Genomic DNA, 12,979 nt, shown 5'->3' on the forward strand with positions numbered 1-12,979 from the left:
GGGGTGGGGGGGGGGGTGGGGGGGGGGGGCCCCGGGGGGGGGGGGGGGGGGGGGGGGGGGGGCCCCCGCGGGGGGGGGGGGGGGGGGGGGGGGGGGGGGGGGGCGCGCCCCCCCCCCCCCCCCCGCCCGTGGCGGCGTCAGCTGCCGGCCGGGACCTGGGTGGGCACGTCGAACCAGGAGCCGGAGAGCTCTCCGACCTGGCTGTCGTCGAGCGCCCCCTGGAAGAACCAGACGTCGTCGATCACGCCGGGGAAGTATTCGGCGCCCGTGGCGCCGGTCTTCGTCCGTCCGATCTGGAGCGACTTGCCGGCCTTGGTGGTCAGGACGTTCTCGCCCCAGGCGATCATGTCCTGGCAGGAGGTGTCGTCCGCCGTGCCGTCGGCGTCGGAGTCCTCGCACGCGGCTTCCTGGAGCACGCCGTTGACGTACAGACGGGCCTGCTTGGCGAAGCCGTCGTAGACCAGGGCCAGGTGGTTCCAGTCGGTCACACCGGTGAACTCCGTGCTGGCCAGGCGTACCGTCGTGGCGCCCGAGGCGTCGGCGTCCGGCAGTTCGATCTCCCAGCTGCCGAGCCCCTCCGGGTCGTTCACGGCCGGGACGAAGCGCATCGAGAACGGGCTCCGTCCGGTTCCCTCCGCGCTGACCACCGCCGCGTTCTGGGTGGGGACCGAGGCGGCCTGGGCCCAGGCGGTGACGGTGAAGCTGGCGCTCGTGTCGACGGGGACCGCCGGGGCGCTCGCGTAGCCGGCCTTGCCGTCCAGCTCCAGGCCGCCCTCCATGAACCCGGCGCCGATCCTGGCACCGCCCGCCAGGGACAGGGCGGCCGTCCGGCCGGCGTCGTCCGGCGAGGCGGAGCCGGTGACGGCGTCCAGCTTCCACCGGGCGTTGAGCAGCGCGCGCTGCTTGAACAGCTGCTGCACCTCGTCGGCCGACACCGGCCGGTCGAAGAGGCGTACGTCGTCGATCTGGCCGGGGAAGAACGAGGTGGCCTTCCCCTCGAACGCGCTCGCGCCGATCTGCACGGCGCCTCCGGCGTACCAGGTCGACGGCAGGGCGGTGGTGCCCGCCAGGGTGCCGTTGACGTACAGCGAGAGCTTGTCGGCCTCGGTGTCCTGCACGCCCACCAGATGCGTCCACTCACCGCCGTACGCGGTGGTGCCGTCGGGCTGCATCGCCCGCACCACCGTGGAGTCGGCGGTGTCGGCGCTGTGCTGGTTGAACACCCAGCGGTCGAAGGAGCTGGAGTAGTACAGCTCCGGCCCCGTGACCGCGGCACCGGCCTGCGAGGCGACGCTCGCCGCGTGGCTCGGTTTGGTCTTCGCCAGCTTCACCCAGGCCGAGACGGCGAAGCTGTACGAGGTGTTGAGGTGCGGGTTGCCCGTGGTGGCGTAGTCGTCGGTGCCGTCCAGGGTGAGCGCGTTGCCGTCCACTCCGGCCGCGCCGGTCGAGGCGCCGCCCTTGAGGACGGCGGGGCTCACGTCGGCCCGGCCGCTCAGTTCGGTCGCGTCGGCGGCCTCGTCCAGGTGGAAGACCATGCGGGCCGGACGGCCGCCGCTCGTGTTCGCGCTGTAGAGGCTCGACACCTCGGCCGGCGACAGGGGCTTCTCGAAGGTCTTCACCTCGTCGATGGCCCCCGGGAAGGGCGACGACGGGATCCCGTTGAGGAAGCTGCCGCCGATCACCATGCCGCGACGGGCGTTCCACGCCGTGCCGTACGCCGTGGTCCCGGCCAGCGCGCCGTCGACATACAGCTTGAGCAGCTTCTCACCCGCGGCGTAGACGCCGACCAGATGCGTCCACTTCCCGGCCTCGGCCCCGCCCGCGGCGGACTGCATGGCCCGGACGGGGGTGCCGTCGGCGGTGTCGGCGCTGTACTGGTTGAACACCCAGCGGTCGTAGCCCTTGGAGTAGTACAGCTCGAAGCCCGGCGCGTTGTTGCCCCGCTGGGAGGCGACGACGGCCGCGCCGGAGGGCATCGCGGACAGCTTCACCCAGGCGGACACCGAGAAGCTGGTGTCGGTGTCGACGGTGGCGATGTCGGAGGCGGCGTAGTCGTCGACCCCGTCGAACTGCACCGCTTTGCCGAACCGGCCCTCCACGTTCGGCGTGGGGCCGTTGTAGAGGGTGGCGGTCTGCTCGGGCGCGCTGCCCGCCACCTGGGTGGCGCCGGCCGCCTCGTCCATGGTCCAGTCGGCGCGTTCGACCTGCCCCGACTTGACCCGGAACTGGTAGGTGCGGATCTCGGAGCCGTTGCCCGCCGCGTCGAACGCCCTGGCGGTGACGAAGTTGAGGCCCGGCTTGGCGGGCAGCATCTTCGCCGCCCTCGCCGCGCCCGCCGCCGTGGTGATCGTGTTCTTCGAGGTGGGGTCGCCGTTGATGCCGAACCAGTACTTCGTCACGTCGGTGTCGGCGGCCTTGAGCTGGAACGAGCCGTAGCGGCCGACCCCGTCGAACCACGGGTCGTCGGGGTTCTCGGGATCCGAGGCCGGATACTCCGCGGACGTGACCGCCGGGGCCTTGGGGACCTTGGTGTCGTAGGTGAAGTAACAGCCCGTCGGGTCACCCGCGCTGGACCACGGCGAGTACTGCGCCCCGTCGTAGCTGCGCGCGTACCAGTTGATCTGCTTGTTCTCGGGCAGGGTGGAGGGGAGGGTCAGCGAGAAGCCGGATCCGGACTTCTTCAGGCCGGTGCGGGCGGGCTTCCAGCGGGCGATCGTCCCCTTGCCGTCGCCGGAGTCCCAGGCGGCCTCGATCTGCACGCCCACGGTGTCGCCGTCCGGGTCCGTGACGCCGTTGGCGTAGATCTTGCCGAGGGTGCGCACGCGCGGGGCGTCGGCCGGCTTCTTGCAGGTGCCGCCGTACTCCATGGTGAGCTGCGACATCTTGATCTGCGTCGGCGGACGGTTGTACTTGACCCGCAGATACGCCTTGTCGGAGAACCGCTTCCAGCCGTAGATGTCGGACTCGCTCGCGGCCTGCATGCCGAACGTCATCGTCGACGACTTGGCGTTGGCCGCGGTCTGCACGGCCGACTTCACGTCGAACTCGGCGTCCTTGGCCGAACAGCCCTCGAAGCCGTGGGCGAAGGAGTCCGTCCTCAGCTTGTCGATCCAGAAGCCGTCCGCGTTCTGCGAGTTCCACGTGGTCGACGAGGAGATGTCCTTCGTGCGCCACAGCTCCACGCTGCGCGCGCTGCACGACGCGGACCACACGTTCCGCACGACGAACTCGGCCTGCAGGATGGTCTTGCCCGCGAACTTCGACACCGGGATGCGGTAGAAGAGCCGCTTGGTGTCGTAGGGCTGGCAGTAGGCCCAGCCGCAGTAGCCGAGACCGGCGTTGTTCTCGCCGTTGAACTTCCACTGCGGAGACGACGCCCAGTACTTGGACGCCATCGTCCACGCGGCGGCGCGCGGCGAGTACCACTGGGGGTCGATGAACACCGGGTAGGTAGTGTCCTCGCCCTTCAGCACGTCCGCGTCCGGGGTCAGGACGAGCTCCCCGCCGCCGGCCGGGATGTCCACCCCGACCGGGGCGAGCTTCGCGGACTCCCCCGCGGCGGGCTCGTCGTCCGGAGCGGGCGCGGCAGCCGAGGAGGCGGACGAGGCCGGGGCGGACGAGGAGGACCACGCCGCCTTCGCCGCCGTGGCCGACCCGGCCGGCCCGGCCGGGGTGGTCTTCCCGTCGGGCGCGGCCTGCTCCGCCGGGGCGGCCTCCGGCGCGGTCTGCTCCGCCGGGGCGCCGGGCTGTGACGCCGTGCTCCGCCGCGGCTCGGCGCCCGGCTGTGGTGCCGTGCTCGCCCGCGGCGCCGTGCTCGGCCCGGGCGCCGTGCTCTGCCGCGGCGGCTCCCGGGTGCTGGAGTCCCACATCACGGGCTTGGGCGCCTCGAACACCGCGCTCCCGGCGCCCTCGTCGACGGCTTCCAGGCCGCCCTCGGACGTCTCGCGGACGTCCATGCCCTCCGCGGAGAGTTTCAGCCGCAGCCGGGTCAGCTCGGGGTCGGCGGCCGCCTCGGCCGACTTGACGACGAGCAACTGGGTGAAGCCGTCCTCCTGGGCGCCCATCCGCAGGTCCACGTCCGGCAGGACGTCGCGATAGGTCGCCGTCGCCCCGTCGAGGACGGGGGCGGGCAGCTCGCCCGGCCAGGTCAGGGCCAGTTCGCGCCCCGCCTTCTCCATCCGCACCAGCGGCGCGTCGCCGCCGCCGGAGAACTCGAGACCCACGGTGGTCGCGCCCGGCGCGACCGCCCCCTCCGAGGTCTTCGCCAGGTCGGTGTCGACCGGCTTCCACTCGCCCCCGACCCGGGTCCGCACGGGGCGCAGATACTCACGCGCCTCCAGGTTCCCGTCGGGCGTGGCGTACACGTCGCCGCTCTCCGAACGGAGAGAGTCGACCTCGACACTCTTGCCGGACCGTTTCGCCTCGGCCAGGGCGTCCTGCGTGGTCGGCGCAGCGCCCTCGGCCGAGGTCTTCGTCCGTACCGGGGCCGTCGGGGCGGCGGCGACCGCCGCGGTCACCGGCGTCACCCCGACCCCCAAGGCCGTCACCAGCGCCAGCGCCAGCGCCAAGGCCGACGTCCGGGCATGTCTTCGCGTCAACACGCGCCCCCGCATTCACAGTTCACAACACGACTCAGTGAGAAAGCACTGAGGAAAGATGGTCAATGACGGAGGTTAAGTAAGAACTTGATGAAGATCCATCGAAATCAATGCGACATGTCCGGCGTCTCCCCCTCGGTGGATGTGAGAACCGACACGGTTGCGGCAAGATCCGTGGAGATTCGACGAAAAAGCGCCGTGCGCGACTCCCGACGGCCGCGCGATCGCTTCCCGCGGCGCCCTGCGGCTTGCTGCGCACCGTCCGGGAGCAGCACCCTGGTCAGGCGGCCATCCCGCCGATCCGCCGGAGTGAGGAGCGACCCCTTGTTCTACTACGTGCTCAAGTACGTCTTGCTGGGCCCCCTGCTGAGACTGGTCTTCCGACCGCGGATCGAAGGCCTCGAGCACGTTCCGGAGTCGGGTGCGGCGATCGTCGCCGGGAACCATCTGTCGTTCTCGGACCACTTCCTGATGCCCGCGATCCTCAAGCGCCGCATCACCTTCCTCGCGAAGGCCGAGTACTTCACGGGTCCCGGCATCAAGGGCCGGCTGACCGCGGCCTTCTTCCGCAGCGCGGGCCAGATCCCGGTCGACCGCTCCGGCAAGGAGGCGGGCCAGGCGGCGATCCGCGAGGGCCTCGGCGTGCTCGCCAAGGACCAACTGCTCGGCATCTATCCGGAGGGCACCCGCTCGCACGACGGCCGCCTGTACAAGGGCAAGGTCGGGGTCGCCGTGATGGCGCTCAGGGCCCGGGTCCCCGTCATCCCCTGTGCGATGATCGGCACCTTCGAGGCGCAGCCGCCCGGCAAGGTCATCCCGACCCTGCACCCCGTGGTGATCCGCTTCGGCGAGCCCCTCGACTTCTCCCGGTACCTCGGCATGGAGAACGAGAAGGCGGTGCTGCGCGCGATCACCGACGAGATCATGTACGCCATCCTGACGCTCTCCGAGCAGGAGTACGTGGACCGGTACGCGGCCGACGTCAAGGCGGAGGAGGCCGCGGCGAAGGCGGCCAAGGCGGAGAAGGAGCGCAAGTTCCCGCGTCTGCCGTCGCGTTGACGTAAAGCGATGAGCTGATGTTCCGTCAGTACGACGGAAAGGGCGGCCGGATCACTCCGGCCGCCCTTCGCTGTCGTGCGAGCGGTGCTACGGCTTGGGCGTGGCGTGCGGCGCGCAGGTCACGTCCGCGGTGTCCAGCTTGCCGGTGAGGAGGTAGGAGTCCACCCGCGCGTTGATGCAGGTGTTCACCAGGCCGGTCACTCCGTGGGAGCCGGCGTCCTTCTCGGTGATCAGGCGGGAGCCCTTGAAGCGCTTGTGCAGTTCGACGGCGCCCTCGTACGGGGTGGCCGCGTCATCCGTGGACTGCACGATGAGCACCGGCGGCAGGCCCTTGTGGGTCTTGACGTCCACCGGCGTCTGCTGCTTGACCGGCCAGAAGGCGCACGGCAGGTTCATCCACGCGTTGGCCCAGGTCATGAACGGGTAGTCCTTGTGGAGCCGCGTGTTGTCGCTGTTCCACTTGCGCCAGCTGGTGGGCCACTTGGCGTCGGTGCACTCGACGGCGGTGTAGACGGCGTTGCCGTTCTCCGAGGAGATGTTGCCGGCCGTGTCGGTCAGGTCCGGGGCGGCCGCGTCGACGAGCGCCTGGGTGTCCCCCGCGAAGTACTTGCTGAAGACCGTGGCGACCGGGATCCACGAGGAGTCGTAGTACGGGGCGCTCTGGAAGAAGGAGATCAGCTCGGCCGGGCCGACGATCCCGCCGATGGGGTTCTTCTTCGCGGTGGCGCGCAGTTCGAGCCACTTGGCCTGGACGGCGTCGCGGGTGGTGCCGAGGTGGAAGGTCGCGTCGTTGGCGGCGACCCAGTCCTGCCAGTCCTTCCAGCGGCCCTCGAAGGCGATGTCCTGGTCGAGGTTGGCCTCGTACCAGATCTTCTCGCGGGAGGGGTTGACCACGCTGTCGACGATCATGCGGCGCAGGTGGCCCGGGAACATGGTGCCGTAGACGGCGCCGATGTAGGTGCCGTAGGAGACGCCCAGGAAGTTGAGCTTCTTCTCGCCCAGGGCGGCCCGGATGACGTCCAGGTCGCGGACGGTGTTCGGGGTGGTCATCTGCGCCAGCACGGCCTTGCCGCTGCGCTCGGCGCACCCGTCCGCGTACTCACGGGCGAGCTTGATCTGGGCGAGCTTGTCGGCCTCGCTGTCCGGGACCGGGTCGGCCTTGGGCGCCTTCACGAACTCCTGCGGGTCGATGCAGGAGATGGCCGCGGAGTGACCGACGCCGCGCGGGTCGAAGCCCACGAAGTCGTAGGCCTTCGCCACGTTGGTCCAGACGGGGGCCTTGGTGGTGACGCGGCGCGGGAAGCGCAGGCCCGAGCCGCCGGGACCGCCGGGGTTGTAGACGAGCGCGCCCTGGCGCTCCCCCGCGGTGCCGGTGTTGCCGATGCGGTCGACGGCCAGCTTGATCTGGGTGCCGTTGGGCTTGGCGTAGTCGAGCGGCACGGTGACCCAGCCGCACTGGATCGGCTTCTCCAGGCCCCAGTCAGCGGGGCAGTCCTGCCAGTCGATGCCGGCCTTGCCCGCGCGCTCCGCCGCGAGCGCGGCACCGCGCGCCTCCCGGTCCTGACCCGCACTGCCGCTGGTCGCGCTCGCCGTGGGCGCCGCGACGGCGCCGGCAAGCATCGTCGCGACGACGAGAGCGCCTGCCGAGCCGAGCGCCGTGGTGCGCCTGTTCGGTCGTATGTCCTTCAAGTGGGAACTCCCCTACCTGGTGATGGCGGCAGAGGGATCCTCTCGGCTGTGAGGCACCTGAGAAAAGGTGTCGTTGACCTTCTTTGCCAATCCGATAACCGGAAAGTGATGTACCGCTCACCGGATGTCGACATGGTCGAGCGCCTCGTCCAACGCCCGCCGCAGCCGCAGCGCGTCGGGCGCGACGGCGCTGACGAGAGCCGCCGGACCGGCCAGCGGCATGACACCGGCGTACTCGCCGATGTTCCTCGCCTGCGCCGGCTCGTCGAGGAACTCAGGTTTCACGACGACGAGTTGACCCACGGCACGATACTCCGCGAGAACGGCGGGCCCGTCCCAGCCGCCCGGCGCGCCGGGACCGCAGGCCAGTTCCTGATCGAGGACGACCCGCCCGCCGACCCGCACGGTGAGCCGGCTGGTGAGCCTGCCCGGCTCCTCCCCCACCCGGCCGAGCACCTGCTCCTCGCGCAGGACGAGCCGGGCGTCGGCCCCGAGCTCGACCCGCGTGGCGACGTACAGGTCGCTCCCCTTCGCGGAGATCAACTGCTCGGGCAGCCAGCGCAGTTCACCGCCGTCGGCGACCGTGAGCCGTACCTCGTAGTGGGCCTCGTCCTTGGCCTGGCCGGGCAGGGCGATGGTGGCGGCGGCCGAACCGACGTGCAGCCGGGCTCCGTTGCCGACGTCGGCCTCGACGGCGAAGCGGTCCCCGCCGAGAGGCCCGCTCATCGCGCCGACGAGCAGGACGCGCGCCTCGCCGCCGACGCCTCGGGTGCGCCGCAGGGCGAGCGGACCGTCGCTCTCGAGGACGGGCAGCGAGGTCCCCCCGCGCCCGTCGGCCCTCGCCCCGATCCGCGCGGTGGCGTGCACTCCGCTCATGTCACGCCGTCCAGGCGGCGAACTGCGCCCGCACCCACGCGGCGACGTCCGTGACGCCACCCTCGCTCCGCAACGACTGGAAGACGAAAGGCAGTTCGGCCCGCTGGGCCTTGGCGTCGGCGGCCATCCGGGCGAGGTCGGAGCCGACGTACGGCGCAAGGTCGGTCTTGTTGACGACCAGCAGGTCGGCGGTGGTCACCCCGGGCCCGCCCTTGCGCGGGATGTCGTCCCCGCCCGCGACGTCGATCACGAAGATCTGCGCGTCCACGAGGCCCTTGGAGAAGGTGGCGGTGAGGTTGTCCCCACCGGACTCGACGAGGATCAGGTCCAGCGGCCCGACCTCGTCCTCCAGGTCCTCCACGGCCTCCAGGTTGGCGGAGATGTCGTCCCGGATCGCGGTGTGCGGGCAGGCGCCCGTCTCGACGGCCGTGATCCGCTCGGGCGGCAGCACGGCCTCCCGGAGCAGGAACTCGGCGTCCTCGCGGGTGTAGATGTCGTTGGTGACGACGGCGAGGGACAGCTCGTCCCGCAGGGCGCGGCAGAGCGCGGCGACCGTGGCGGTCTTGCCGGATCCGACGGGACCGCCGAGCCCGATCCGCAGGGCACGGCGGCTGCCGTCGGGGCGACGGGCGTCGGCGCCGACCGCGGCGGGACCGTCGTGGATGTGGTCGAGATGCATGACTGCGGCTCCTCTGGTCAGCCCCGTCCGGCGTTCGGGGAGAGGCCCTTCTCAGGGCCGGACGGGGGTCCTGGTGGTGGTCGGGGAGGGGTGAAGCCCTCGGGGGCGGGAAGGGAGAGGGCTGCCGGGGGCGAGGGCGGGGTCCCTCACGAGGCGAACAGGCGCACCGGCCAGCCGGCGTGTGCCTGCGCCCCGATCTCCAGCAGCGGCGCCGACGCCGCCGGCAGCATGTCGACACCCCGCGCCGGCACGGCCGACCCGGCGGACACCGCCCGGTCGACCACCAGATCCAGCTCCGGCGCCAGCCGGGCCAGCACCGCCGTGGCCTCGAACGGGTCCAGGCTCAGCAGCCGCACCACGGCCGTCGCCGGTCCGCTCACGCTCTCGTAGACCGCGCAGTGCGCCGCGTCCTCGGCCCCGAGCCCGGCCGACCGCGCGGCCAGTCCCAGCACCACCGGCTGGTGCGCTCCCTTGGGGAACTGCCGTGCCAGGGAGTCGAGTTCGGCGCTCGGCCAGGCAGCCCGGGCGGCCCGCATCAGCTGCCGGCCCAGCTTCCTGGCGGTCAGCCGGAGCGCCGGGGACGGGGTGCGGGCGTCCGCCGCCGCGTCCAGCGCCGCCGGGTCGCCCCCGGCCGCGGCCGCGGCCGCCAGCGCCGCGCCCACCAGCCCCGTGGTGTGCAGCCTCCCGCGGAGGAAGGCCTCCAGGCTCGTCGCGCCGGTGATCCGGCCCGCCTTGACGGCCTGCTCCGCCCCGCCGGAGTGCGCGTGCCCTCCGGCGGGGAAACGCCCGTCGGCCAGGACGAGCAGTGCTGCCCTTGTCACATCGATGTCCTCCGTACCGGATCAGAACAGGAAGTAGCGCTGCGCCATGGGCAGTTCGGCGGCCGGAGTCGCCTCGACGAGCTCCCCGTCGATGTGCACGGCGAAGCTGTCGGGATCGACCCGGACGCGCGGCCGGGCGTCGTTCTCCCGCATGTCCGCCTTGGTGACCCCGCGCGTGGACTCGATGGCCACGAACTTCTTGCCCAGCTGCAGACGCTCCGGCAGGCCGTCCTCGATGGCCAGCGGCGCCACGAAGTTGAACGAGTTCGACGCGGGCGCCCGGCCGATCGCGCCGTACATCGGACGCGGCAGGATCGGCTGCGGAGTCGGGATGGAGGCGTTGGCGTCGCCCATCTGCGCGTACGCGATCTGACCGCCCTTGATCACGAGGTGCGGCTTGACGCCGAAGAACGCCGGCTCCCACAGCACCAGGTCGGCGAGCTTGCCGCCCTCGACCGAGCCGATCTCGCGGGCCAGGCCCTGGGCGAGCGCGGGGTTGATCGTGTACTTGGCGATGTAGCGGCGCACCCGGTGGTTGTCCGCCCGGCCGTCGCCCGGCAGGGAGCCCCTGCGCCGCTTCATCACGTGCGCCGTCTGCCAGGTCCGCAGGATGACCTCGCCGACCCGGCCCATGGCCTGAGCGTCGGAGGAGATGATCGAGATCGCCCCGAGGTCGTGGAGGACGTCCTCGGCCCCGATCGTCGACGGCCGGATGCGCGACTCGGCGAACGCCAGGTCCTCCGGGACCGCCGGATTGAGGTGGTGACACACCATCAGCATGTCGAGGTGTTCCTCGGCGGTGTTCACCGTGTACGGCCGCGTCGGGTTCGTGGAGCTCGGCAGCACGTGCGGCTCGGAGACCACGGTCATGATGTCCGGCGCGTGCCCGCCGCCCGCGCCCTCGGTGTGGTAGGCGTGGATGCCGCGTCCGGCGATCGCGGCGAGCGTGTCGCCGACGAACCCGGCCTCGTTGAGGGTGTCCGTGTGGATCGCGACCTGGATGCCCGTCCGGTCGGCGACGGTCAGCGAGGCGTCGATGACGGCCGGCGTCGAGCCCCAGTCCTCGTGCAGCTTCAGGCCGAGCGCGCCGCCCCGGATCTGCGACAGCATCGCGTCCTGCGAGACGGTGTTGCCCTTGCCGAGGAAGCCGATGTTCAGGGGGTACTGCTCCATCGCCTCCAGCATCCGGGCGAGGTGCCACGGGCCGGGCGTCACGGTGGTCGCCTTCGAGCCCTCGGCCGGCCCGGTGCCGCCGCCGACCAGCGTCGTGACCCCGGCGGACAGCGCCTCGTCGGCGATCTGCGGACAGATGAAGTGGACGTGCGCGTCCACCGCGCCGGCGGTCAGGATCCGTCCGTTGCCGGCGATGATCTCGGTCTCCGGGCCGATGACCAGGTCCGGGTGGACCCCGTCCATCGTGTCGGGGTTGCCGGCCTTGCCGATACCGGTGATGCGCCCGTCACGGATGCCGACGTCGGCCTTGACGACCCCCCAGTGGTCGACGACTACGGCGCCCGTGATGACGGTGTCGGGCGTGCCGTCCGCGCGCGTGGCGCGGGACTGCCCCATGGACTCACGGATGACCTTGCCGCCGCCGAAGACCGCCTCCTCACCGGCGAGTCCGGGGCCGCCGCAGCGGTCCTCCTCGATCTCGATCAGCAGATCGGTGTCGGCGAGCCGGATGCGGTCGCCGGTCGTCGGGCCGAACAGGTCGGCGTACGCGGCACGCGAGATCTCAGGCATCGAGGGCACCTCCGGTCTCCCCGCGCAGACCGGGCACGACGCGGGCGCCGGCGAGGGGGACGAGTTCGACGTCGACGGGGATCCCGGGCTCGAAGCGCACGGCGGTGCCGGCGGCGACGTTCAGCCGCCGGCCGCGGGCGGCGGCGCGGTCGAACTCCAGGCCGGGGTTGGCCTCGGCGAAGTGGTAGTGGGAGCCGACCTGGACGGGCCGGTCGGCGGCGTTGAGGACGGTGAGCCGGGTGACCTCGCGGCCCTCGTTGAAGACGACCGGGTCCGCGGCGAACAGGATCTCTCCGGGAATCATCGAGGCCCCTTCAGACGATCGGGTCGTGGACGGTGACGAGCTTGGTGCCGTCCGGGAAGGTGGCCTCGACCTGGACGTCGTGGATCATCTCGGGGATGCCCTCCATGACGTCGTCGCGGGTGAGCAGCTTGCGGCCGGAGGACATGAGTTCGGCCACCGTGCGGCCGTCGCGCGCGCCTTCCAGGAGGTGCGCCGTGATGAGGGCCACGGCCTCCGGGTGGTTGAGCCTGAGCCCGCGGGCCCGGCGCTTCTCGGCGACGTCGGCCGCCACGTGGATCAGCAGCCTCTCCTGCTCGTGCGGGGTCAGTTGCACGTCCCACCTCACATCCTCGCTCCGGACCGTGCGGGGCCCGGTTGCCGCGGCCACGGGCGAAGACCCTGGTGGCATGGATCGGCAGGCTAGTTGGAGCGCATTTCGAGCAAGTTAACCGAGCTGTGATCGGTTCAGGCCCCCGACGACGGGGCCGACACGCTCATCAGCGCGCGCAGCCCGTCGCGCAGCACCTCCACCGGGGCGGGCCCGAACAGCGTCTGCTGGGCGAGGAATCCCAGCACGACGGCGATCATCGTGCGCGCCACCTGGTCCGGGGCCACGTCGGACCGCATCATCCCGGCCTCCTGGTACGCGACGACGATCCGCCCCCACGCCTCGCGCACGCCGGTGCAGCCCTCCTCCAGGAGGGCGGCCGGCTCGGCGTTGCGCAGCGTCTCCGTCCCCACCTGGATGACCAGCCGGGGGAAGGCGGGCCGCCCGTCGACGAGCAGGGACGCCCGGGAGGCGTGGACCCGGTCGAAGACCGAGGAGACCAGGATGTCGGGCGACGGCGGCGGGATGTGCCGGCCCTCCTCCTCGAAGGCCTCGCTGACCTCGTCGAGCACCTCGCCGACGATCGCGGCGATGAGCTCCTCCTTGCCGCTGAAGTAGCGGTACACCGCCCCGGCGGACAGATCGACCTCCTTCAGCACGTCCTGCATCGACGTGGCGTGGAAGCCGTTGCGGCGAAGCAGAGCGCCGCGCCGTCGAGGATCTGACGACGGCGGGCGTCGAGGTGCGCCTGGGATACACGGGCCATGCGCCACACGTGGAACGACCATTCCTTCTTGACCACCCGCCTCTCCTGGCGGACGGCGTGAGCGAACCTGAAACGAACGATCCTTCTTTTCAGCGCCACGACCCGGCCGTGTCCTCCACGGCGCGACCCGTCGCAGC

The 12,979-nt window shown here is 71.7% G+C and carries 9 protein-coding genes and 1 pseudogene; 1 reads left to right on the plus strand and 9 read right to left on the minus strand.

The window, feature by feature from the left end; all coding sequences use genetic code 11:
- Positions 1 to 137: 137 nt before the first annotated feature.
- On the minus strand, positions 138 to 4,613 hold the full coding sequence (locus J2X68_RS30795; protein ID WP_399041245.1) for a LamG-like jellyroll fold domain-containing protein: 4,476 nt from the start codon (positions 4,611 to 4,613) through the stop codon (positions 138 to 140).
- Between the two features lie 309 nt (positions 4,614 to 4,922).
- Here J2X68_RS30795 and J2X68_RS30800 point away from each other — a divergent pair, with 309 nt between their 5' ends.
- Positions 4,923 to 5,657: a lysophospholipid acyltransferase family protein gene (locus J2X68_RS30800; RefSeq protein ID WP_310435879.1), complete on the plus strand. Its 735-nt coding sequence runs from the start codon at positions 4,923 to 4,925 to the stop codon at positions 5,655 to 5,657.
- An 87-nt stretch (positions 5,658 to 5,744) separates the two neighbouring features.
- On the opposite strand, the gene J2X68_RS30805 is transcribed toward J2X68_RS30800, so the two are convergent.
- From J2X68_RS30805 to J2X68_RS30840, 8 genes and pseudogenes are all read right to left on the minus strand, one after another.
- Entirely contained in the window at positions 5,745 to 7,277 is a 1,533-nt protein-coding gene (locus J2X68_RS30805) for an alpha/beta hydrolase (protein ID WP_399041296.1), read from the minus strand.
- Positions 7,278 to 7,463: 186 nt separating this feature from the next.
- On the minus strand, positions 7,464 to 8,222 hold the full coding sequence (locus J2X68_RS30810; protein ID WP_310435881.1) for an urease accessory protein UreD: 759 nt from the start codon (positions 8,220 to 8,222) through the stop codon (positions 7,464 to 7,466).
- Between the two features lies 1 nt (position 8,223).
- Complete coding sequence (gene ureG / locus J2X68_RS30815; protein WP_310435882.1) at positions 8,224 to 8,901, minus strand: urease accessory protein UreG; 678 nt, start codon at positions 8,899 to 8,901, stop codon at positions 8,224 to 8,226.
- 146 nt (positions 8,902 to 9,047) lie between these two features.
- On the minus strand, positions 9,048 to 9,722 hold the full coding sequence (locus tag J2X68_RS30820) for an urease accessory UreF family protein (protein WP_310435883.1): 675 nt from the start codon (positions 9,720 to 9,722) through the stop codon (positions 9,048 to 9,050).
- Between the two features lie 21 nt (positions 9,723 to 9,743).
- Positions 9,744 to 11,465, minus strand: coding sequence for an urease subunit alpha (locus J2X68_RS30825; RefSeq protein ID WP_054240444.1), 1,722 nt, complete (start codon positions 11,463 to 11,465; stop codon positions 9,744 to 9,746).
- Positions 11,458 to 11,769, minus strand: a complete 312-nt coding sequence (locus tag J2X68_RS30830; RefSeq protein WP_307162026.1) for an urease subunit beta — start codon at positions 11,767 to 11,769, stop codon at positions 11,458 to 11,460. The genes J2X68_RS30825 and J2X68_RS30830 overlap by 8 nt, the downstream gene beginning before the upstream one ends.
- Before the next feature lie 10 nt (positions 11,770 to 11,779).
- Complete coding sequence (locus J2X68_RS30835) at positions 11,780 to 12,082, minus strand: urease subunit gamma (protein ID WP_310435884.1); 303 nt, start codon at positions 12,080 to 12,082, stop codon at positions 11,780 to 11,782.
- Between the two features lie 131 nt (positions 12,083 to 12,213).
- Positions 12,214 to 12,842, minus strand: a pseudogene (locus tag J2X68_RS30840) (TetR/AcrR family transcriptional regulator).
- Positions 12,843 to 12,979: the final 137 nt, after the last annotated feature.

This window comes from Streptomyces sp. 3330 (assembly GCF_031456635.1).
Taxonomy (GTDB): domain Bacteria; phylum Actinomycetota; class Actinomycetes; order Streptomycetales; family Streptomycetaceae; genus Streptomyces.

Excerpts from the sequence above, each read along its gene's own strand:
- J2X68_RS30825 (WP_054240444.1), bottom strand. The coding sequence starts at position 11,465 with ATGCCTGAGATCTCGCGTGCCGCGTACGCCGACCTGTTCGGCCCGACG.
- J2X68_RS30795 (WP_399041245.1), bottom strand. The coding sequence starts at position 4,613 with ATGCGGGGGCGCGTGTTGACGCGAAGACATGCCCGGACGTCGGCCTTG.
- J2X68_RS30830 (WP_307162026.1), bottom strand. The coding sequence starts at position 11,769 with ATGATTCCCGGAGAGATCCTGTTCGCCGCGGACCCGGTCGTCTTCAAC.
- ureG (WP_310435882.1), bottom strand. The coding sequence starts at position 8,901 with ATGCATCTCGACCACATCCACGACGGTCCCGCCGCGGTCGGCGCCGAC.
- J2X68_RS30805 (WP_399041296.1), bottom strand. The coding sequence starts at position 7,277 with ATGCTTGCCGGCGCCGTCGCGGCGCCCACGGCGAGCGCGACCAGCGGC.
- J2X68_RS30810 (WP_310435881.1), bottom strand. The coding sequence starts at position 8,222 with ATGAGCGGAGTGCACGCCACCGCGCGGATCGGGGCGAGGGCCGACGGG.